The sequence below is a fragment of the Bartonella doshiae NCTC 12862 = ATCC 700133 genome, from assembly GCF_000278155.1.
Taxonomy (GTDB): domain Bacteria; phylum Pseudomonadota; class Alphaproteobacteria; order Rhizobiales; family Rhizobiaceae; genus Bartonella; species Bartonella doshiae.
Map to the genome: position 1 here is coordinate 4,747 of NZ_JH725098.1, position 20,341 is coordinate 25,087.

The following is a 20,341-nucleotide window of genomic DNA, read 5'->3' on the forward strand; positions in this document are numbered from 1 at the left end:
AAGGGGCTTTAACAGCTTACTTGTAATCTATTTATATCTGTGTAATAATATACATTATGGATAGATTTGTTGGGATAGGTAAGGCCGCTCAAGTTTTGGGTGTTTCGATTAGCACTTTGCGCCGTTGGGAAGGTGAAGGCAAAATTATTTCTGAGCATACGGCAGGAGGACACCGCCGTTATGACCTATCCAAGCTTAGGCCTGAGCTTTTTCATTCGAGAGAACTGTCACAAAGAAAAACCATTGCTTATGCGCGTGTATCGAGCCATGATCAAAAAGACGATTTAGAGCGACAAAAACAGGTTCTTGAGCTTTATTGCGCAAGCCAAGGTTGGACTTATGAACTCATCTCTGATTTAGGGTCAGGGATGAATTATCGTAAAAAGGGTCTTAAACGTTTATTGGATGCTCTCATTGAAAATGAGATAGGTCGTTTGGTGATTACGCATAAAGATCGTTTATTGCGCTTTGGTGCAGAATTGGTTTTCGCCATTTGCGAAGCCAAACAAGTTGAGGTTGTCATTCTCAATCAGGGGGAAGAAAGCAGTTTTGAAGAAGATTTAGCCAAAGATGTTTTAGAAATTATTACTGTCTTTAGTGCTCGTCTTTATGGAAGTCGTTCGAGAAAAAATCAAAGGTTATTAGAGAATGTTCGTCAAGCTGTAGAGGCATCGCAATGATTGTTGCTCACAAAATAGCTCTAGACTTAAACAATAAGCAACGAAGCTACATGGCTCGAGCCAGTGGTTGCGCGCGCTTTGCTTATAATTGGGCACTGAAGGAATGGCAGCAGCAATATGAAGCATGGAAGAAAGATAATAATTTACCAAAGCCTAATGACTATGCGCTACGTAGACAATTCAATTCTCTAAAACGAGAACAATTTCCATGGATGATGGAAGTTACTAAAAATGCTCCACAAATGGCAATTATTCAATTGGGTGTGGCTTTTAAGAATTTCTTTTCAGGGAGAAGCCGATATCCCACTTTTAGAAAGAAAGGAGTGCACGATCGTTTTACTTTGACCAATGATCAAATACAGTTGCAAGGTTTCAAGATAAGAATTCCCAAACTTGGTTGGGTTCGTCTGCGAGAACAATTGCGATTTCAAGGAAAGATCTTGTCAGCAACCATTAGCCGTAAAGCGGATCGGTGGTTTGTAAGTCTTAGCGTTGAAACAGATAATCAAGAGTCACTGAGCGAGAACCAAGCTATTGTTGGTCTTGATTTGGGCATCAATGCACTTGCAACGCTTTCGACAGGAGAAACCATAGGAGGCGTTAAACCTTATAAGGCTTTGCTAAATCGTTTACGGCGCTTATCACGAAGGCTAAGCCGTAAGCAAAAAGGCTCGAGCAATCGTTATAAGGAGAAACAAAAACTCGCTAAGCTTCATGCACGGATAAGTAATATCAGAACAGATCATTTGCATAAGGTTACAACAGATTTAATTCAGCGTTTTGGTACATTTTGTCTCGAAGATCTTCATGTAAAAGGCTTGCTGAAAAATAAGCATTTATCGCGTGCCCTTGCAGATCAAAGTTTTTTCGAGTTTCGCCGTCAATTGGAATATAAGGCGGCACGTTATGGTCGACAGATTGTTATTGCAGATCGTTGGTATGCGAGCAGTAAGATCTGCCATCATTGCGGATGTAAGATTGAACAATTGCCTCTTAACATACGTGAGTGGAGATGTTCTCATTGTGGTACACACCATAATCGAGACATTAATGCCGCGATTAATTTAAAAAACTTGGCGGTGAGTTCCACCGTATCAGCCTGTGGAGAGGAAGGCTCTGGCCAATGTCCTGTGACTTTGGTGAAACCAGCCTCAAAGAAGCAGGAAATCAACAGTATATTTAATCAGAAATGATCACATTTACATAAGTTTGATAGAACGGAGAGCTTAGGGGAAAAAATAAGAGCTCTTGTACATTTGTGTTGTATATAGCTATATAGAGAATGCTGAAACTCAATGGGGGGATATAAAAATGCCTAAAATTTTTATTGTCTATAATGATCAGACTGCCTTAGAACAGCTCGAACTTATTCTTTTCAAGCTTGGATTGGAACCATACGTTCTGAAATTTACTAGTAGTGATGACTTAACTACCATTGAGCATTTTAAACAAGAAATTAGTATGCAAACTAATTCTCCAAAATTTGGTATTGTGCTACTTACTCCCGATGACATTGGCTATGCAAAATCTGCTGGTAAAAAAGACGCACAACCGCGCGCTAATCAAAATGTTATTTTTAAAATGGGTATGTTAATTTCTGCCATTTCTTGCAGAAATCTTGCTATTTTAAAAAAACGAGATACTGAAGTGCCTTTAGATTATGAAGGGATCAATTACATCCCTTTTAATGAACATGTAAAAGAGACGCTCCCAAAACTTGTTGAACTATTAAACGCAGCCGGATTCAATTTAGATACAGTTAACTACGAAAATTTTTGCTTTGCATGAAGTATACGCAAAATACGCACAGTGTCATTTTAAACGTCATAAATTGCAATATCAGAAAAAACGATCATTTTTTATGAACGAAAATTGTATATTTAATTCCTATTTTTTCTATGCAATAATATATCAGTTTTAATCTAAAATAACCTTTTTACTGAAAATGCCAAAATTTTATGCTTATTTACGTGTTTCTCGTGATGGACAAGATACAGAAAATCAAAAATTTGGATTGTTAGAATATGCTAACAAAAATGGCTTTGCACCACTTCATATTGAGGAAGAAATTGCAAGTAGAGGAAAAGATTGGCGTAAGCGTAAACTTGGTGCTTTAATTGAAAAGGCTGAATGTGGTGATGTTTTACTCACACCGGAGTTTTCTCGTATAGCTGGTTCTTCTCTTGCTGTTTTAGAAATTCTCAAAGCAGCCAGTGAACGTGGTTTAATTGTACATATAACGAAACAAAACCTTATCATGGATGGAAGTTTACAAAGTGATATCATTGCAAACGTATTGGGTATGGTGTCACAAATTGAACGGCATTTAATTCAAACACGCACAAAAGAAGCCTTAAATGTTGCTCGTCAACGAGGAATAAAACTTGGCCGGCCAAAAGGAAGTAAAGCTACGCAATTAAAGCTGGACAATCACATTGATGAAATTCAAGCATTTATAAATGTTGGTTTATCACAGAGCCGTATTGCTAAGACATTAGGAGTTAGTGTGAACACCTTACGTTTATTTATTGAACGTAAAAACATCAAGCTTACGAAAATAAAGCCTATCATTACCATGCCAAGAACATTGGAAAATTAAGATAAATTGCGCCAAGTTGATAGTTCTTTTCCATGACGTGACGCATTGAAGTATGTTTATTATTTACGTACAAAATACGTAATAAATAAATGATATTTATTTAGTGTTTATTCGCTAAATAAGGAATATCTTAATACCTGTGATTACTATGTGTTCAACAAAAGGTGGTGTTGGAAAATCCACATCTATAGCTTATTCTTTTATAGGTATTAGCTCACTCATTAAGTAAGGAGTTTTACTAACTGTCCGTTTTTCTTTAACAGGTCTATTGCTAATTTATCAAACGAAACAAACGTCTCACCACCTAGCCAATTTCCCTCATAAGATATAATTCCATCAGCAAAATCACCACCAGCCTCTAGAATAGCAAGCCCTGCTTCAACAGCTGGTCTATTCATTACTATATTACTGGTTGCTAGCAGATCGCGTAACATTCCAGCTACATCTTCTTTTGATAGTCTTGCACCTCGGCGAAGTATCCAAACAAGTTCGCATAGACAAGGTAGAGAAATAGCTATGAGAGAAGCTTCTCTTAAAATCTTACTTGCTACCTCCCCTTGCTCTTTATCATCTTGTAAAACAGCACGAGCTAGAACATTTGTATCTACAGAAATCTTCATTTTTTTCCAGCCCAACTAGAAGCTGTAATTTCGTTCATTTCTTCAATGGTTAGAGGTTTTTTTAGTTTTCCAGAAAATCGTCCAATAAAGCTCTCAATAGTGCTTGTGGGTTGTGACGCTTTTATACGAAGTTCACCACCTGGTAGTTTATCAAAGTCAATCTTCTCACCTGGTTTAACACCAAGGTGCTGGAGTAAATCCCGCTTCAGCGTAATTTGTCCTTTTGCTGTAACTGTTAATGAAGACATAAAAAATTCCTCTTATTATATAATTATCTAATATATATAAAAGTAATGTAAAAATCAATTACTCTTAAGAAACGAAATTGTGAAATAAACTCGTTTGCATACTGGAATGCGCACACCCGATTATACCTGATTTGAAATTAACAAGATATAAATATTTATTACGTATTTTGTACGTAAATAATAAATATTTACAAAATAAATAATAATTATTTATAGTTTTAATAAATATGTAATAAATAAATGTTATTTATTTAGTGTTTATTCATTGAATAAGGAATATCTTAATGCCTGTAATTACTATGTGTTCAACAAAAGGTGGTGTTGGAAAATCCACAATGGCATTAGTATTAGCTAACGTTTTTGCTAAAGCCGGATCTAAGGTGAAATTAATTGATGCAGACCCAAATCAACCACTTGTGACATGGATGAAAAGATCTGTAGATACAATGCCCAAAAATATAGAAGTTTCTGGAGACATTACAGAACAGAATATTGTTTCTTGCATTGATGATGCTGTAGAACAGTTTCCATTTGTTATTGTTGACCTTGAAGGTTCTGCTAATCTTGCGGCTTCTTTTGCTATAGGGAGAGCGGATTTAGTTTTGGTTCCTATGAGAAAAAAACAACTTGATGGAGATCAGATAGGAAAGATCATTGCTTTAATAAAACAACAGAGTCAGTTTTTTAAAAGAGAAATACCTTTTCGTATCGTATTTTCTATGACCAATACCTTAAACAGTCGCGAAGGACAGCATATAGAGAAAACGCTAGAAAAAGCTAATCTTCCTATTTTACCTGCTTCATTAACTGAAAGAGGAGCTTTTAGTGCTCTTTTTCAAATAGGGGGGTCTCTCTTTGATTTATCATCCTCTGATGTGAATAATCCTCAAGCAGCACAAGAAAATGCAACAGTTTTTGCTAACGCTGTTGTGAAGGTATTGGATAATGAAAATTTATTAAAGGACAAAGTAGCATGACAAAAAGAGCTGAAATTCCATTACCCAATTTTGAAAATTTACAACCGTTTACAAAAGCGCAAAAAGTAAATGAACAAGATTTAGGTAAGATAGGTCAAAAAAATGGTTTTACGACACGTCATAGCGTAGAAACAAAACATGCTAGTGGAAGTGGACGTAGACGGCGTAGTTTAAAAACAGCACGATTAACGCTTGCACTTGAACCAACAGTAAGAGATAGTTTTTGGTCTTTAGCTGATGAACTCAATGAAGATGGTGGTGATTTTCTTAATCGTCTTATTGAAAATTACGTAAATAACAATTACATACAAAATAAATAGTGATTATTTATTATTTACGTACAAAATACGTAATAAATATTTAAAATATTCTTATGAATAGAGAAGATAGCTGTATGTAATATAATTTAAAAAGCGTTCTTCTATTCGGAAACCAACCACAAAATTGCTTTCTGTTTTTTAGGTTTTAGTTGTCTAAAACCTCTTAAAAGGGAGTATTCTTCTTTACTGGAAATCCCTTCATCATAAGGGTATGAAATATTTCTTTTTTGTGAAATATCGGTATAAAAAAAGGAGATATGAACATCTAGTATGTTAGCGATTTCCTGCAAACGCCTAGCTCCTACACGATTTGAGCCGTTTTCATATTTTTGGATTTGTTGGAAGCTTACTCCTAATTTTTTTCCTAATTCTGTCTGAGAAATCCCCATGTACTTTCTTCTATAGCGAATTTTTTCTCCTACAGAAACGTCATTTAAATGTGGAGTTTTTTTTTGCACTTTAAATTCCCCCCGACCGGGTGCGAGCGCCCTCGCATTGGTATTCCGGGAGTTGAAAGAACTGAAGTTTGAGTCAGCCTTTTGTTTTTAGTACTTAGAGCACCTGGACATAACAAAAGCTCCCGGAATTCCGGGAATGCCCGCAAAACGGGTTCAATTTTCATGTTCAAACTTTAGGGCTTTCAAACCCATATTGATCGTTGCGTATACGACCAAAACATTCGCTTACCAATAAAGTAATTTCAGGAGATTGGCAAATAAAAATAGTTTTTATTTACAAACTTTATTTTTAAATGAGAGGCTATCCGCCTCTCAAACTCTCCGGAACGCTCACCAAAATCATGAAATCAGATCCGCGTTTAATGAGAGGACTAACAAGTCTTGGTTCTTAGTGTCAAGGAAACCATTACATGGCGCCTAACGGCGTCCTTGACAAAGAACCTAACGTCTTGTTTCGTCCATCTCACGCGGCTCCGAAATCATGATTAGAAGGGAGAGCTTTTAGGGGCATATACTACAAAAGAAAGAGATAAAAATTATAAGCTATTTTATGAGATAAATATTTGAAAATATTATAAAAAATGCCAAAAAATAGTTGACAATAAATGGGTATTTTGCTATATTAATACTTAAGTGATCAAAACACTTATCGTTAAGCGGATAGGTTACGAAACAACCTTTCCAAAGCCTTTAAAACTGACTGTCTTTTATACGTGTTAAAGTGTATAATGACTTTGTCGGGTGTAGTTACACCATATAATACTCTTTTATGGGGAAAGTGTAACAACGGACTTAACGCCGTGTTTTGAGCGCCCGATACCCTTATAGGGTGTCAATTCAAAACTACGTTAAGGAAATATTCAAATGAAAAAATATGAATTTACAAATGAAACCAAACAAGTTTACGATGCTGATACACGTCAACCTAAACACTTTTATCGCATCCGAGCATTAAGGGATTTTGATGATGTAAAGGCGGGGGATCTAGGTGGGTTTATTGAAAAGGAAGATAACCTCTCACACGATGGCAATTGCTGGGTTTATGACAATGCGATTGTTTCATATGGTGCTATTGTTAGTGAAAATGCAAAAATACGTAATGAAGCCATTGTTGCTGATGATGCTAAAGTTTATGGTAATGTTATAGTGAGTGATAAAGCCAAGATTTATGGTCGTGATACTCACGTTTATGGCAATGCTAAGGTTTTTGATAATGCCTGTGTTAGTGGTACCATGTGGTTTCGTGAAAAGGGGTGGGTTTATGGCAAGTGCGTGGTTAATGGCAATGCCAAGGTTTATGGCGATGCTGCTCTTAAGGAAAAGAAAACATTTCGTGATGATGTTTGTAGTAATGATGCAATTAGTGAAAAAGCAGCGTAAGTAATGGCGCGGGGACGCCTGTTTTTTAAAAAGAAAGAAACCGTATGTTACATTAAACGCTAAAAAAATCATAAAATTGAAATAATTATCTATGTAGGTATAGAGCGTTTTATAGATAAAAATATTGGAGGGGGTCATGCACACTCTATCTACTAATAAATTAAATACAAAAGAGAAAAATCCAAATTCAAACAATCAATTTTAATAACCATAATGCGTAGAGTGTTTTCTATCGTTTATAAAATATTACATAAGATATTGAAAATTTGCCTTTCTAGAACAGAAGGTACAAAGTGCTCTTAGAAATGAAAAATCTTATGTTAATACCTTTAAAGAATTAAACGTTTGTTTGAAGTCCGTCTACAAAGATCCTCAGTTTGCTGCACTTAAGATTGAACAAACGATTTTAGCAGGTAAAGGCGATAAATTGCCCGATATTTTAGATAAAGCGCCCGATAGAGCTGGTGAGTTGCGTGGTTCAGATCGCCTCATAGATCAGTTTAAAACAGCAGGGAGAGAGCGTAAAGAAGCATTTTATAATGTTCCTCTTGTCATTTCTACTGTTAGAAAGCTTCAATCCTTTTATAAAAATTCTTATGAGATATATATGGATAGGGTTCCCCGTGAGCGTGAGCAATTGAAGGTTGAGGTACTCTCACTTTCAAAAGAAGCTGTGGCTTTTATGAAAGCTGTTGAAACTGGCCGTGAAAGTTACTCAAAGATACCAGAGCAAGTTAATAAAGAATTTTCAAAGCTTCAAAGTGCTTTAGATAAGCGTTTTGGCCAAAATGCTATTCATAAACAAGACTTTGACTTGTCAAAAGCAATACCCCAAAACAAGCCTCAGGATAAAAAACTTATGAACAAGTTTCAAACGGCTGTTAAATTTTTGCAACAGAGATATGTGGAAGAGCAAAACAATGCGATAGCACAAATAAAGTCAAAAGATGTTACACGGTAAAAAAATTTAAACCATTAGAAACTTGCTGCTAAAAATGCGTTGGCAAGTCAACGTTTAGAGGGACTGGAACCAGATTCAAAAGTCATTGAACAAATGGAACGTGTTATTATCGGAGAGCTCGAAACAGGAGATGTAATCAAAGATTTGTTGTAACGGGTAAAACGTGGAGAAGTATAAGGGAAGCGGTGATCCTTATACTAATCCTAAAACTGGTGTGATGTATAATCGGCTTGGTATTAAAGACCAAGCCACACTAAGGAGTCTGGAGTCTGCTTTTGCTTATATAAGGTCTTATGAATTTGATAGTACTCCTATTAGGGGTTTAGATAAGGAAAAAATAAAGTATGTTAATAAAATGGGATAATTATAACATAAATTTGACAATTGTAACCAAAATGTGCATAAAGTAGATTCGTATAATACATAATGTATATAATACAAAGAGTGGTTCTGCTTTATTTGATAGCAGAAACCGTTTATATTTATTTTTTATAAGGAGATTTATCCTATGAGATATGTTATTTTAGCTGCTGCTTTGTTTACCTTCTCTTCTTCAGTGCTAACTGCTCATGCTGGTAGCTCGGCGCATAAGGAGAGGATTGTAGCTAACATTGCAAAACACGAAAGATATGCAGAAATAGAAGGTTTAGGACAACAGGCGATAGGTCTCCTTTATAGAATTTTGATTCCTATGAAAAAGAATGAATTTTCGTATTACGATGACAGATTTCAAGTTAGTGAAAGGCATTATGGTTTTGCTGCAGATCTTGGATTTAGAGATCGTTGCGTAGATATTCCGGGGCAGTCAATGCTAGAATGCACTTTGAAGCGGAAGTGATAGATGTAGGGAGATAGTCTTGATAGATGAAGTGCACCTTGTATAACAAGGTGCACAGTCTTTAGATTGTGCTACGTTTTCAGTTTTTGTAACCAGTGATGGTAAATTTCTGGCGCAGATGTAATGTTGTGAGAGATACCTTTTCTTATAGTTTAGTTGCTTTTCAGCTTCGCTTTTTTTATGTTTATTTACTTGACTTTGTGTTTTTTAAAAGGCATCACGGCGTTTGAAAGGATCGTAATAGATTTCTGTTACACGAAATTTTCCTTCGAGGCGTTTGCATTGGATGATGACATCTATCATCGAGATTAATAAGCCGCGGATATCATCGCGTGCTAAATTACCACCACCGTCACTTTCTTTTACTAAAAGGGTCATTTGTTCAAAGGCTGCAAGTGCTGTTGAGGCGTGGACGGTGGTAATGGAGCCGGGGTGACCAGAATTGACATTACGGATGTAGTCAAAGGCTGTACCATCACGCAGCTCTTGTAGAAGCATTCTGTCGGGGCGCATGCGTAAGCCAGATTCAAGCAGTTCTTTTGCGCCTGCTTTTGCTAAGCCTTGGTTATCTTTTGAATAAAAGAGTTGGACTTTGTTTGCATGCGGAACGACAAGTTCTGGAGTATCCTCAATGGTGAGAATTCGTTCATAGTCAGGGATTTTTGCAATTAAAGCTTTAGAGAGGGTTGTTTTCCCTGAACCGGTTTTTCCCGATATTAATATATTTTGTTGTGTAATAACGGCTTTTTCTAAAAAGGTGCAAAAATCTTTAGCGATAAAGAGATCTGTTAGCTCTTTTTCTGTATCAGAGAGTTCGGATAACCGTTCAGTCATTTGTTGTGTGGAGGTGAAACTGGTGTTTTGGGCGACAGAAAACAGACTGTTTTCATGTAAACTTTCAAGAGAAAAAGTGCGTGATGAAGGTTTACGAATTGTCATACTGATTGTATTTGGTGCGACTGCTGGAGGCATAACAATCTGTATGCGTTCATTGTTGGGCAGTGTTGCGGAGAGAACTGGATTTTCTACGCTAATCTTCTGTGTTGTATAAGCCGCAACGACTTTTGCAATCCCTTCTAATTCACCATATGTTAAATCTTTAAGGATGTGGGTTTGCCAACCATTGGGACCTTCAGCGATCACTTCACCAGGGCGATTGATAACAATTTCGAATAAATTGTCGTCATTCAGATAGTTCTCTAATATTTTTAATTTCGTTAAAACGATGGAAGCGCGTTCTGTATTTTTCGCTGTGGCCATAATTTATTTGTGCTACCTTTGAGAATGGTGAAAGAAATTTCTTGGAATAGAGCGAGGAAAAAGGCCGTTCCTTTTTTCTTTGACGGCGAGTTTATACACGGATGAAAAGTCCAAATCTCTGGCCACGAAAATATTGACGAGTTCCCCTTGAAATTTTTCTAGGGTAGGGGAAATGTTGATTTGATTTTCAAGGGCAATACTGGCAGCATCTTTTCCTATGTTGTTTGCTCCAGAGTTGTTTAAGCCGCCTGTTTTGGAATTGCTTTTCATTTTATTTGTTAGTGTTGTTGTAGCGCTGTCAACAACTGAAAGCAGCAAAGCGGAACTAAAGCGTTCCCACCAATGCGTATTAATGTTGCCATCAAAACCGGCTCTACCTAAACTATCGGTTGCTGGTGAAGCAAGAGTGATGATGACACCATTTGGTGTTTTTGCCCTTGTCCAAAGGACAAAGAGGCGGGATTATCCTTGTTTTATACCTCCTCTGTATTCACCAACCACTTGAGTTCCTTTATCAAGCAGAACAACGCGACCATTGTCAGAGAGGATATCACGGTTAATGATGCAGCTTGCAAAGCCAGGTTGGTCACTGTTTAATGCCGTTTCTAAGATACAGGGAATAGATGTTCCCATGGCGATGATAAAGTTTCTATTCCCAATGACTCCAGCTCTTGTACCTTCTATTCGTGTAGGTTGTAAACGTGCGGAAAAATTTTGGGAATTCTCATTAGGAATTTCATTTGTACTACTATAATTATTGTTTCTTATTTGCTCTGAGTGAGATCTGGAGTTATTCGTAAAGGCTAAAACTGGAGAGCGTTGTGCGGCTTCAAGTAGTGGATCATTTTTAACCGTTATTTTAGGTGTTTCTGTTGGTATAGGTAATGTAATTTGAGCAATTTTTGCTTGTGGAGTAGAAGGAACTAATTCTAAAGGTGTGAGCGAATTATTAAAGTTTTGCGTTTGGTTTTTATGAGATTTTGCCGTGTCTTTTGTTATTGTTGGGGTTGAGAAGATATTCCAGAGCACATAAGCGCAAAATCCTACAAAGATTATCACGACAAATATTTTTGCTCCAAATGTTTTGGATATATTATTTCTGTTATCGTTAATAACGCCTCGATCTTCAATGATTACTTCATCACTCATATGTTAATTCCCCTCATTTCTATTTCATTGAAGATCTGATGCGATTTTGCGTTCAACAGACGGTGAAGTTGTTCCTGTTTTTGGATTTATGCCTTGGCGTTGATAAGCTTCATTGAAAATGCATAAAACATTTTTTCCATGTCTTAGAGTGAATCTGGAGCCAATTGCATGAACAATGACCATGTTGCCATTTGTGGTTTTCGGAACGAGGGATTCTGTACCGTCACTACTTATAATATAAATGGCTGGAATTTCTTGATTATCGGGGAAAGTAAATGTTATTGTTTTTCCATTGTCATATACGGATGACGGTTCAAGAGTTACAGAACCTTGAGCGGTATAAGCCCAATTGCGTGGTCCATATTTTTCATAAGTATCAAAGACTCCATCAATACGTTGTGCTTGTTTTCTTGCTTGACTTAAGAGTCCTTCAATTCTTCTTTGTTCTGCTTCGTCTTGTGGATAGCGAAATTTCACAAGGAAATACGTATCTTGTCCCGTTGAAATATCTCCATCTTTAACCGTTAGTTCAAATTGATAAGACCGCTTTGAGCCATCACGGCGTGTGGTGACAACTTGGAGATTGGTAATAGGTTGAACTTCTCGTGCTTTGAGGAAAAGAATATTGCCTGCTGGAGCAACTTCCCATGCCACGCTGTTGCCAATGGCAACATGAGCAATTTCTTCATTGTCCAAAAAATCCGTCATATCATAACCGATAAATTTTGCATCAATGCCAATATCATCATCAGGATTGTCAAAAACCCACCCCAAGGCATTGCCTTTACACCATCTCTCTAAACGCCCAGAGATGCCTTCTCTATGGGTGGTATCAAAAAACATTTGCAAGGCAGAAATTGTCCGTTGTTCTTTGGGCAATAGGGCAAGTTGGTCAACCGCCGCAGCAATATCTTGCCTTTCTGATTCACTAATTTTTTGGCCCTCAGCAGAAACAAGTTTGGTAATCCATTGCCGTAAAAACACTCTATCTGCTGGATTGTTATAATCTAAGCCTTTTAGCGGTGCTATCCCTGTCGGCTTGCCATTTTTTAGCGGCATATAGGTGCCACCGCCCGCTCTGACAAAAAGTTCTGCACCCCGATCTTTGTCAAAAAAGACCATATTCGGATCATGCTTTTGAAGTTGTGCTAAGAGAAAATTGACAATAACCGTTTTCCCAGAACCCGACGGTCCACAAACAAACGTATTGCCTAAATCGCCAAAGTGAAAGTTAAAATAAAAAGGTGATCCGGCAGAGGTTTTCATCAAGGCTACCGCTGGTCCCCACACATTGCCATCTATTTTTCCAACCGGAAAAGAATGAAAAGGAGAAAGGGCTGCATAGTTGCGGCTTGTTATCGCACCAGAGCGTGTGCGATAGGCATAGTTTCCAGGCAGTTGTGCCCACCAAGCAGCAGCAAGCCCTAAATCTTCCCGTGCAACAACGGCGCCGCCATTTGTAAGATGAGAACGCGCCTTGGCAAGATTATCTGCAAGCTCTTGCGGTGTATCAGCAAAGACCGCCAAGGATAAGTGATGTTCGCCTAAAACAAAACGGTTGGATTCAAGATCATCTAGTGCATCATCCAATTCTAGAATTTGTGAGCCAGCACGATCTCCAGCATTGACCATTTGGGCGGAAAACATCAGACAGCTCGTATACCACTATTCTCGATAGAAGTGGTGCGGTTGTTCTTTTTGCAACGCCCTATTAAACATAAAACCTAATATTCCTATGATTATGGTGATGATACCGATTATCATGCCTGCTATCATTGTAGTTATACCGGTGACAAGGAGCGTGATTTGCGACCCTCATATTACCTCCTTTACACTGTACTTCGCCCTTGAAGCACTATCCCAAGCAGAAAGAAACATAGTAGCTTATAAACGCACCAAGACCTTATGGTGAGCGCTCTGGGATGGTTCAGTATGTCTTCCCCCCGCGTAAAAGAACGCAATAGCGAATAATAAGGGCATGCTACTAAATATCATACCTCTCTGATGCAAGCGGGGTAGGGAAGGCCTTCTTCCCTCTAAACCGATAAATCTAAAACCCCTTCTTTATACTGGAAAAAAACTATCATAACTCTCTGAAAATGAAAGCAGGAGGAAACATACTAGTGCGTAAATGCGCGCAGAGCTATGGTGAGCGCTCTGGGATGGTTCAGTATGTCTTCCCCCCGCGTAAAAGAACGCAATAGCGAATAATAAGGGCATGCTACTAAACATCATGCCCCTCTGATGCAAGCGGGGTAGGGAAGGCCTTCTTCCCTCTAAACCCATTGAGCGAGCATGGCGTGATCTGGCAGAAGCGATTTCCAAACATCCTTTTTGTGCGGGGCATATACGGGCAATAAGCCTGATGCCAAGCCTGAAAATTACGGAAAGCGCGCAATTGGATTTTAACAAAATTCAAAGCACATGTTGCTGCCAAGATTTATGCAATATAAATGCATTGGAGCGTATAAAATTCAGCTTCTCTCTCTTTAAAGTATCTCTTGCCTTATCCTATGTACAGCCCGCATATACATATCCTCATCTTCACACCATCTCCTGACCACAATCTCCATCCTTATTTGATCCTTCTACGCCTCTTAGAGCGCAGATTTTCGCCTTGGAAGCTTTTGGTACTGAGGCTGAAGGGAAGCTGGCAGTGCGGAAGGGAGAAATGCGCGTAACAACTCAATTGATTTTGTCACGGTATAGAATTATTGCGTGTTATCAATAGAGAAAAAAACTAAACCTCCATTATAAGAGATATGTTATGGCAATGTGGTCATTGCCATATTTATTCGTAATACAAAGAAAAACTCTGTACAGCTGTAGTGTGTAAAAGGACCACATAATTTAACCTAGAGGGGAATTGAAGCAGGGTAAAATATTATGGTGATGGCAGAATGTCTGTAAAAAGAAAATGGCTATGTCATGTAAGAATAGAACTATTTTTTATCAGAATTTAAGAAGGAACACACTCAGATGCTGGTAGTCGGGGTACGTTTTTTCTAAAGTTTTCTATTATGGCTGATCCATGAGCTCTAAGATATACATTGAGAGGGAATGTGCAGCATTAAAAGTTAAGCGCGCATGGTGAGGTTTGAGATTGATTAGTTCCAAATCTTTTTCTAAGCGTCCGTGCGCTGCACTTTTTTTGTTTCTTAAATGCATAGTACCGTCCACAATTTTATACAGACCAGATGCAATCATTTTTAAGCCATTTTCATCTAGATCTTGATTTTTTTAAGTTTTCTTGCTTCATATCTTCGGGATGGATCTTGGCTTTCTTAACGACTTGTTTCCATAAAGCGGACAGATTATTACGGGCGTTTTCTGCATATGGGATAGAATGGTGGTCGAGATAAGCTTTGCAAGAGGCTTCCAACAGATTTGCTGCAAATAGAAGTGCCCCCCCTGGATCTTTTTCTATATTTTCTAATGCTCTTTTTACTTCGATTTCTACTGCTGAAAGTCCTTTCTTTGCAATACGTTTTTGTAGCTCTTCTGTAGAGAGGAGACCAGCTTTTTGCAATTCTTGTGTGGAGGTCAGCTCATTCTTGATAATATATCCTCCACGCTGATATCCCAAGTCATACTCCTTTAACTTTTCTAAAACTGTACGTTTATCTTTTTGTAACTGTAAAATTTTTTCATCTAATGTTGGATTGCATCCGCTTGGATTTGGGTTATAATATTCTTTTTCCAAAAAATTCCCAAGCAAGTTACCAAGGATTTCAAGCGGTTCTTCGCATTCCACATTGATTGCACGTAGCCATGCTTTAACTTTACCGGGTTTTGAATCTACTGGAATCTCAGGAGGAGCAAATGATGCAATAAACAAGTCATTTAACTCGTGATGACTATAATGATACGCAAACATTGGAGGAAGCAGTTCAATGATTGCAGGAGTGATTTTTAGAGTATGATTTTATTGCCTGACTTTGCATAGAAGGCCGCGCAACAATTTCGTGGCTTATATAAGATTTGTGAAAGAAAAATGCCATATTGTGTTTTAAATTTTTTCTCCTTTCATTGTTATAACAGGGAAGCAGTGAAGGGGGTGGATAATGTGTGATAATGCGAAAAATATAGAATGAGAATAGAAGTATAATTTTGTATTATTGTAACTGCAATAACATTCTTTATTGGCAGATTGTTTATTGGAGAGGAGGAAGCAGGCAATGCGCATAATCCCTGACATGACAATAAGGAAGGTGTTGTGACAAGAATTTCAACAGTGGCTATGTATCTCATAGTGTATCAATATTTTAAAAACTTTCCTCCTTGAGGGGAAAGTTCTTTCCCATTAAAGAGGGAGAGATTTGTTATTACAGTTAACAATGAAATGGAGAGAAAATACTGCTTTACCAGATGTTTTTGTCGCTTCATCTTCATTTGAACCTGTTGCCATGATGAAATCATAGCGGTTCAAGGAGGTTTAAATGGGGTGAATAACATCACCAAGTTTGCAGCACGGTGCTATTTTTACATCGCGGTACGTGGCAGAAATGATTTAGGGGGTGGGATTCTATACTGATGCTGTAGGGGTGCCTGTTATCGTGCTTATGGAGCTATCATCTCGCATTGAAACGCGTGGCTTAATTTCGTGGACACTTCCAAAGAACACCATCGGAAAATCCCATATTTCAAGAGGTTTTGAGAGGTATTCAAGAGCACAAAGGTATCAAAAAGTTACAAATACCACAAGTGATTGAGTATGCCTAATTTTAGAGCTTAAGGAGCTTGATGGTTCAGTGTACTTTCGTAGAATGATAAAGGTTGGGGCGCAAAGCCCCAGCGTGTTGATATTTCTCAACAGGGGAAAATGCTATAGCATTTGCCAATGTTATTGAGAAGGCGTTCAAACGAAGTATATCATAAATCGGAATTATTCTCTTTACGCGATATGGAGAGTGCGAGGCAAAACAGTAAAAATGCACAGATAGAGAATATGAAGAATATGACATATGTTTGATTGAGGGAAAGGTGTTCCTCCGTCAATAAATGTAACAGAAAGCCTGCGAATACACCCCCCAAGGCTCCACCTATTTGCTGTAATATGCGTGTGATAACGGCCGTATCTTTGACGTATAAACTATTGACATATTGGATGGGGGCGGAAAGGCAGACAATGGTGGTGATGCCAAGCCCTATGCCTCTTAGCAAGAATCCTAGCCCATCCATGCTTATATTATAGCCGAAGCATAATAACCCAAAGCTTGATATCACCAAACCAATTCCTATCATGAAAAAGGGAGATTTTTCTTTCCATTTCTGGTAAATAAATTTCCTTCCGATCCATGCACCTACCCCTTGCAGAGCAAGGACTGCGCCGATGATGAGAAGGCTATTTTCATGGGCTTGTTCCATGGCAACGGCTAGTGGGAAATAAACGAGGAAGCTATAAAAAAGAAATGAAGCAATAAGCCCCATTATCATGAGCAACGTGTAGCGTACATTTTGAAATCCGCTAAAGACGATTAATTTGTTTTTTGCTTTCTGATTAGAAACAATGAATACTATGAGAGATATCATCGCTATAAGTGCTAGGATATATACGGAGGTGTTGTTCTTTATATTTCTGGTTTCTGTAAGATAGAAAAACGAAATAAGTGATATGGAAAAATTTAAAAATGCAAATAAGTTAAATTTTGTTTTTACTGTTTCGTTGCTCTTTAAATGTTTTGCTCCATTGGTGAGCGCCAATAAAATGAGCGGAATATTGATAAAAAATAACAAACGCCAAGACACATACTGAGCAAGCGAGGCGCCCACCAGCGGACCAAAGGCAGGAGCGAAAACTGTTGGTACAGCTATGGTGCCCATGGCTTGGCGCACCCGTGTCTGCCCAAATTGTAAAGCAATAATGGTTTGGCTAAGGGGTAGCAAAAGACCTGTTCCGAAACCTTGAACGATACGGGTAGATATAATGGTTGGAAAATCATAGCTTAATCCTACCCCCAGTGATCCAAGCATAAAAATGAAGCTTGCAAGAAACCAAGTTCTTTTGATACCTATTCTTCCTTGCACAAAAGTTGCTATCAACAATCCTGGTACGGTGGCAAGAAAATAGGATGTTACAACCCATTGTATATTATTTTTCCCCACTGAAAGATAATGCGCAAGGTTAGGAAGGATGACATTGACAATGCTTCCGTCCAGCAAGGGGAGTATGCTGGAAATAATTACGGTATATATGACATACCTTTCTGATTTGGTATAGGAATCCACCTTTTGCATGATTATGCTCCCTACAGATACTCTTTAAAATATTGGTTCCACTCCATAAATCACAGAGTCTAAATTAACATGTGTTTGTGATGACTGCGGTTCTGATCTTGGGATGAATGTGATTTGGAAGTGTCGATGGTTTCCTTGTATACAATCTCTCTTCCTCCAAAATAAAATCATCGATTAAGCTGATCTCAATGAATTTATCGAGGAGTTTATTCGCCGTCAACTCACTCTGCATGTTTGAAAATTTGAAAGGATACTCTGCATTATCAGAAAGAAATAAATGCATTGCGTATTTATTTTGTATTCGTTCCATTGCTTTTCATGATAATGTTTTTAACCTTTAAAATCTGGACAGTTCTGATACTTGTGGAAGAGCTTTTGGGAGCAAAGTTATGGGAGCGTCAATGTTATGGTGACTATGGCTGTTTATTATTGCTATGAATGGCACTGATGCGTTTTTTCGTAAAAGATACATTGTGGTAAGCGAAAAGAAAGAGAGAGTCTTTATTCATATAAGTGGAGAGGGGGGTATTTGTAGGCTTGTCTGAAATTGTCATCTCGATATTGTTGCGTTATGCGCAATCAATCATTGATATAATGAGGGTTGAAGAGGAGAAAATGCTTTTTCATCAATTGAGCTTTTTGCTGGAATTTTTGAAGATGAGCAGAGAGAGGGGGACGACACTGAGAGAGGCAATACTCAAGATTTGCCAAACCGATAATCCAAAAAATTCTTGGTTGGATAAGAGGGAGCCCAGATAACTTCCCGCCATGCCTCCGAAAGCACTGGACAAGCTCATGATGCCAAATGCGCTAGCAATTAAGCGTTCATCTATATTGGTTGCATTGTAATCGAGACGTATTTGGAGAATGATTTCGGCAAAGGAAAAAATGATGATTGCTGAAAAGAAGTAAAAATAAGAATGCGCAAGAAAGTGTAAAATGATGAATGATAGCGCAAACAAAACAAAGGATAATATTATTGGTGTTTTCGTGGTTTCTTTACAGGACCATCTGGAAACAGGTATTTGGAAAAAGATTACAACAAATGCATTAAATACAAAAATGTATGCGGTAGCACTTCCTTCAAAAATTTGTTCACTAAAGAGAGGTATGGTGATTTCGAGCTGTATGTAAAAAAAAGTGAACAAAAACATAAAAAGCGCAATGCTAAGCATGGTTTTGTTGGTGAGCAGTTTGCTAAAATCAGAAAAGTGTATTTTATTACCTATGTTGGTATCAGGATTTTCTTTTAATGCACAGTTGAGAAGGAGTAACACAAAAAAAATGCATCCAACCAAACTAAATAACAAGGGAGGAAGAATTTTAAAAATTAGCATTCCAATCAATGGACCACTCGCAACTCCTATATTAGCAAAAATTTTTCTTGTTGCTAAAACGTCAACCTTTTCAGCGATAGAAACATTTTTTACTAAAAACGATTTCGCAGCAGGAAGGTATATACTGCTTCCTAGCCCAATAAAGGCGCAAGAGAGAAGCAGAATATAAAAATTATGCGTAAAACCAATGATGAGATAGCCTGGTATTCGTATTGCTAAGCCCAAAAGCATTGTTTTTTTGGTATGGACATAGTCGGAAAGTATTCCTCCTAAGAGAGAGCCCGCCCTTTGACACCAGAAAGCTATGCCAATAATGGTACCAACTTCTATCGCACTGAGAGAATGGAGCTTGTTTAAGTAAATCGCAAGAAAAGGAACAACCATAAATATTCCAACATTACTTAGTAAAGTTGTTATAAGGATGAGTTGTATGCTTGTCTTGAAAGTAAAGAGTTTACGTAGCATCGAATTGTTCTACTACAATATTGATTTTGTCCGCTTCAGAAAGTGCATTTAACAAAGCCATTTCTAAATTTTATCCCGTGGTGCGTGAAATGCCAATACAGGCAGTTTGGTCTTTCAAGTTGAGAATTGCTTTTTCCTGTAAGACGTATGGGGAGAGAACTATTTGTTTGCGCACTGCGTGTTTCAAGGTCATCTGCTCAAAGTTTTCTGTTGTTTTGCATAAAGAAGTATTTGATATACATAGGTTTTGGATATCAATTCTTTTCGAAATAATTCAGATTTTTTTATGCACATTCTAAAAATCCTTTGTAGATATTCGTGTTAAAAGTGAAGGTGAATGCTTTACCGATTTGTACTCCAGTGGGTTGAGGATTTATTTCCATATTTTGTAATTCTTAGTTATTCTTATCTAAAGAGAGAGCTGTTGCAAGTTCCTTAAAGTCATATATGTCTGGCATGATCCTATTTGAGAGAGTGAGGGGCTTTATTTTCTTCTTTATGTTCTGATAAAATTTCTCCAATATATCCGTTGTGGTAACCATGAGAATGTTTTCAAGGATTATCGCGCTAACGAGATAAACAGTAACATTTGCGGTAGTTATGAGAAAAAATCTTCCAAGAAGAGGGACGATAAAGAAAAATTCAGAAAGAAAAACTGCGCTATAGATGAAAAAAGTAATTTTATTTTTGCCTATGGAATTTCCGTATAAGTATCGTTAAATTATCAAATATATGGTGTTGTATTTTGAGGGAGTTTCGTAAATCACTGTTTCAGTGCTGCATATTTTCTTTCAAAGTGTATTGCTTGAGTG

General features: G+C 37.6%; 18 protein-coding genes and 3 pseudogenes. 11 read left to right on the forward strand and 10 right to left on the reverse strand.

Features of this window, described 5'->3' with window-relative positions; translation table 11 throughout:
• The first annotated feature begins 56 nt into the window (after positions 1-56).
• From MCS_RS07490 to MCS_RS07505, 4 genes are all read left to right on the forward strand, one after another.
• Complete coding sequence (locus MCS_RS07490; RefSeq protein WP_004854276.1) at positions 57-680, forward strand: IS607 family transposase; 624 nt, start codon at positions 57-59, stop codon at positions 678-680.
• Positions 677-1,873: an RNA-guided endonuclease InsQ/TnpB family protein gene (locus MCS_RS07495; protein WP_004854278.1), complete on the forward strand. Its 1,197-nt coding sequence runs from the start codon at positions 677-679 to the stop codon at positions 1,871-1,873. Before MCS_RS07490 ends, MCS_RS07495 begins: the two co-directional genes overlap by 4 nt.
• Before the next feature lie 118 nt (positions 1,874-1,991).
• Entirely contained in the window at positions 1,992-2,468 is a 477-nt protein-coding gene (locus tag MCS_RS07500; RefSeq protein WP_004857186.1) for a TIR domain-containing protein, read from the forward strand.
• 157 nt (positions 2,469-2,625) lie between these two features.
• A complete protein-coding gene (locus tag MCS_RS07505) occupies positions 2,626-3,279 on the forward strand; it encodes a recombinase family protein (RefSeq protein ID WP_004857191.1) in 654 nt (217 codons plus the stop codon).
• A 221-nt stretch (positions 3,280-3,500) separates the two neighbouring features.
• Here the strand turns inward: MCS_RS07505 and MCS_RS07510 are convergent, their stop codons facing one another.
• Together MCS_RS07510 and MCS_RS07515 are read right to left on the reverse strand one after the other, a co-directional pair.
• Entirely contained in the window at positions 3,501-3,899 is a 399-nt protein-coding gene (locus MCS_RS07510; RefSeq protein WP_004857195.1) for a type II toxin-antitoxin system VapC family toxin, read from the reverse strand.
• Positions 3,896-4,147, reverse strand: a complete 252-nt coding sequence (locus tag MCS_RS07515) for an AbrB/MazE/SpoVT family DNA-binding domain-containing protein (RefSeq protein ID WP_004857201.1) — start codon at positions 4,145-4,147, stop codon at positions 3,896-3,898. The genes MCS_RS07510 and MCS_RS07515 overlap by 4 nt, the downstream gene beginning before the upstream one ends.
• Before the next feature lie 284 nt (positions 4,148-4,431).
• Between MCS_RS07515 and MCS_RS07520 the strand changes: the two genes are divergently transcribed.
• Positions 4,432-5,124, forward strand: a complete 693-nt coding sequence (locus tag MCS_RS07520) for a ParA family protein (protein ID WP_004857205.1) — start codon at positions 4,432-4,434, stop codon at positions 5,122-5,124.
• Complete coding sequence (locus MCS_RS07525; protein ID WP_004857207.1) at positions 5,121-5,444, forward strand: hypothetical protein; 324 nt, start codon at positions 5,121-5,123, stop codon at positions 5,442-5,444. The genes MCS_RS07520 and MCS_RS07525 overlap by 4 nt, the downstream gene beginning before the upstream one ends.
• A gap of 101 nt (positions 5,445-5,545) precedes the next feature.
• On the opposite strand, the gene MCS_RS07530 is transcribed toward MCS_RS07525, so the two are convergent.
• Positions 5,546-5,902: a helix-turn-helix domain-containing protein gene (locus MCS_RS07530; protein WP_004857210.1), complete on the reverse strand. Its 357-nt coding sequence runs from the start codon at positions 5,900-5,902 to the stop codon at positions 5,546-5,548.
• A gap of 864 nt (positions 5,903-6,766) precedes the next feature.
• Here MCS_RS07530 and MCS_RS07535 point away from each other — a divergent pair.
• From MCS_RS07535 to MCS_RS07555, 4 genes and pseudogenes are all read left to right on the forward strand, one after another.
• The gene (locus MCS_RS07535) at positions 6,767-7,282 is read left to right on the forward strand and encodes a hypothetical protein (protein ID WP_004857214.1); all 516 of its coding nucleotides are present in this window, start codon (positions 6,767-6,769) and stop codon (positions 7,280-7,282) included.
• Between the two features lie 349 nt (positions 7,283-7,631).
• The gene (locus MCS_RS07540; protein ID WP_004857217.1) at positions 7,632-8,243 is read left to right on the forward strand and encodes a hypothetical protein; all 612 of its coding nucleotides are present in this window, start codon (positions 7,632-7,634) and stop codon (positions 8,241-8,243) included.
• 36 nt (positions 8,244-8,279) lie between these two features.
• Positions 8,280-8,396 (forward strand): annotated as a pseudogene (locus MCS_RS08505) (antitoxin VbhA family protein); the annotation flags it as partial.
• A gap of 355 nt (positions 8,397-8,751) precedes the next feature.
• The gene (locus tag MCS_RS07555; protein ID WP_004857219.1) at positions 8,752-9,081 is read left to right on the forward strand and encodes a hypothetical protein; all 330 of its coding nucleotides are present in this window, start codon (positions 8,752-8,754) and stop codon (positions 9,079-9,081) included.
• Positions 9,082-9,288: 207 nt separating this feature from the next.
• On the opposite strand, the gene virB11 is transcribed toward MCS_RS07555, so the two are convergent.
• The 3 genes and pseudogenes from virB11 to MCS_RS08865 all read right to left on the reverse strand — a co-directional run bounded on the left by virB11 (position 9,289) and on the right by MCS_RS08865 (position 13,140).
• Entirely contained in the window at positions 9,289-10,341 is a 1,053-nt protein-coding gene (virB11, locus tag MCS_RS07560; RefSeq protein WP_004857222.1) for a P-type DNA transfer ATPase VirB11, read from the reverse strand.
• Between the two features lie 12 nt (positions 10,342-10,353).
• Positions 10,354-11,490 (reverse strand): annotated as a pseudogene (gene virB10 / locus MCS_RS07565) (type IV secretion system protein VirB10).
• Positions 11,491-11,514: 24 nt separating this feature from the next.
• Positions 11,515-13,140: a TrbG/VirB9 family P-type conjugative transfer protein gene (locus MCS_RS08865; protein WP_342210409.1), complete on the reverse strand. Its 1,626-nt coding sequence runs from the start codon at positions 13,138-13,140 to the stop codon at positions 11,515-11,517.
• 625 nt (positions 13,141-13,765) lie between these two features.
• Between MCS_RS08865 and MCS_RS08870 the strand changes: the two are divergent.
• A pseudogene (locus tag MCS_RS08870) lies at positions 13,766-13,937 on the forward strand (transposase domain-containing protein); the annotation flags it as partial.
• Positions 13,938-14,508: 571 nt separating this feature from the next.
• On the opposite strand, the gene MCS_RS08790 reads toward MCS_RS08870, so the two are convergent.
• From MCS_RS08790 to MCS_RS07590, 4 genes are all read right to left on the reverse strand, one after another.
• Positions 14,509-14,697 (reverse strand): abortive infection family protein, encoded by a 189-nt coding sequence (locus MCS_RS08790; RefSeq protein ID WP_004857232.1) that lies wholly within the window; start codon positions 14,695-14,697, stop codon positions 14,509-14,511.
• Positions 14,698-14,710: 13 nt separating this feature from the next.
• On the reverse strand, positions 14,711-15,193 hold the full coding sequence (locus tag MCS_RS08795) for a hypothetical protein (RefSeq protein WP_245256364.1): 483 nt from the start codon (positions 15,191-15,193) through the stop codon (positions 14,711-14,713).
• A gap of 1,169 nt (positions 15,194-16,362) precedes the next feature.
• Positions 16,363-17,727 carry an MFS transporter gene (locus MCS_RS07580; RefSeq protein ID WP_004857236.1) on the reverse strand — a complete coding sequence of 455 codons (1,365 nt, stop codon included), beginning with the start codon at positions 17,725-17,727 and terminating at the stop codon, positions 16,363-16,365.
• Between the two features lie 626 nt (positions 17,728-18,353).
• Entirely contained in the window at positions 18,354-19,529 is a 1,176-nt protein-coding gene (locus tag MCS_RS07590; RefSeq protein ID WP_024864288.1) for an MFS transporter, read from the reverse strand.
• Positions 19,530-20,341 lie beyond the last annotated feature (812 nt).

Bases quoted from the DNA above. Each gene is read 5' to 3' on its own strand.
- virB11 (WP_004857222.1), bottom strand. From the start codon at position 10,341: ATGGCCACAGCGAAAAATACAGAACGCGCTTCCATCGTTTTAACGAAA.
- MCS_RS07505 (WP_004857191.1), top strand. From the start codon at position 2,626: ATGCCAAAATTTTATGCTTATTTACGTGTTTCTCGTGATGGACAAGAT.
- MCS_RS07525 (WP_004857207.1), top strand. From the start codon at position 5,121: ATGACAAAAAGAGCTGAAATTCCATTACCCAATTTTGAAAATTTACAA.
- MCS_RS07520 (WP_004857205.1), top strand. From the start codon at position 4,432: ATGCCTGTAATTACTATGTGTTCAACAAAAGGTGGTGTTGGAAAATCC.
- MCS_RS07490 (WP_004854276.1), top strand. From the start codon at position 57: ATGGATAGATTTGTTGGGATAGGTAAGGCCGCTCAAGTTTTGGGTGTT.
- MCS_RS08790 (WP_004857232.1), bottom strand. From the start codon at position 14,697: ATGATTGCATCTGGTCTGTATAAAATTGTGGACGGTACTATGCATTTA.
- MCS_RS07535 (WP_004857214.1), top strand. From the start codon at position 6,767: ATGAAAAAATATGAATTTACAAATGAAACCAAACAAGTTTACGATGCT.
- MCS_RS07515 (WP_004857201.1), bottom strand. From the start codon at position 4,147: ATGTCTTCATTAACAGTTACAGCAAAAGGACAAATTACGCTGAAGCGG.
- MCS_RS07580 (WP_004857236.1), bottom strand. From the start codon at position 17,727: ATGCAAAAGGTGGATTCCTATACCAAATCAGAAAGGTATGTCATATAT.
- MCS_RS07495 (WP_004854278.1), top strand. From the start codon at position 677: ATGATTGTTGCTCACAAAATAGCTCTAGACTTAAACAATAAGCAACGA.
- MCS_RS07510 (WP_004857195.1), bottom strand. From the start codon at position 3,899: ATGAAGATTTCTGTAGATACAAATGTTCTAGCTCGTGCTGTTTTACAA.
- MCS_RS07500 (WP_004857186.1), top strand. From the start codon at position 1,992: ATGCCTAAAATTTTTATTGTCTATAATGATCAGACTGCCTTAGAACAG.
- MCS_RS07590 (WP_024864288.1), bottom strand. From the start codon at position 19,529: ATGCTACGTAAACTCTTTACTTTCAAGACAAGCATACAACTCATCCTT.
- MCS_RS07555 (WP_004857219.1), top strand. From the start codon at position 8,752: ATGAGATATGTTATTTTAGCTGCTGCTTTGTTTACCTTCTCTTCTTCA.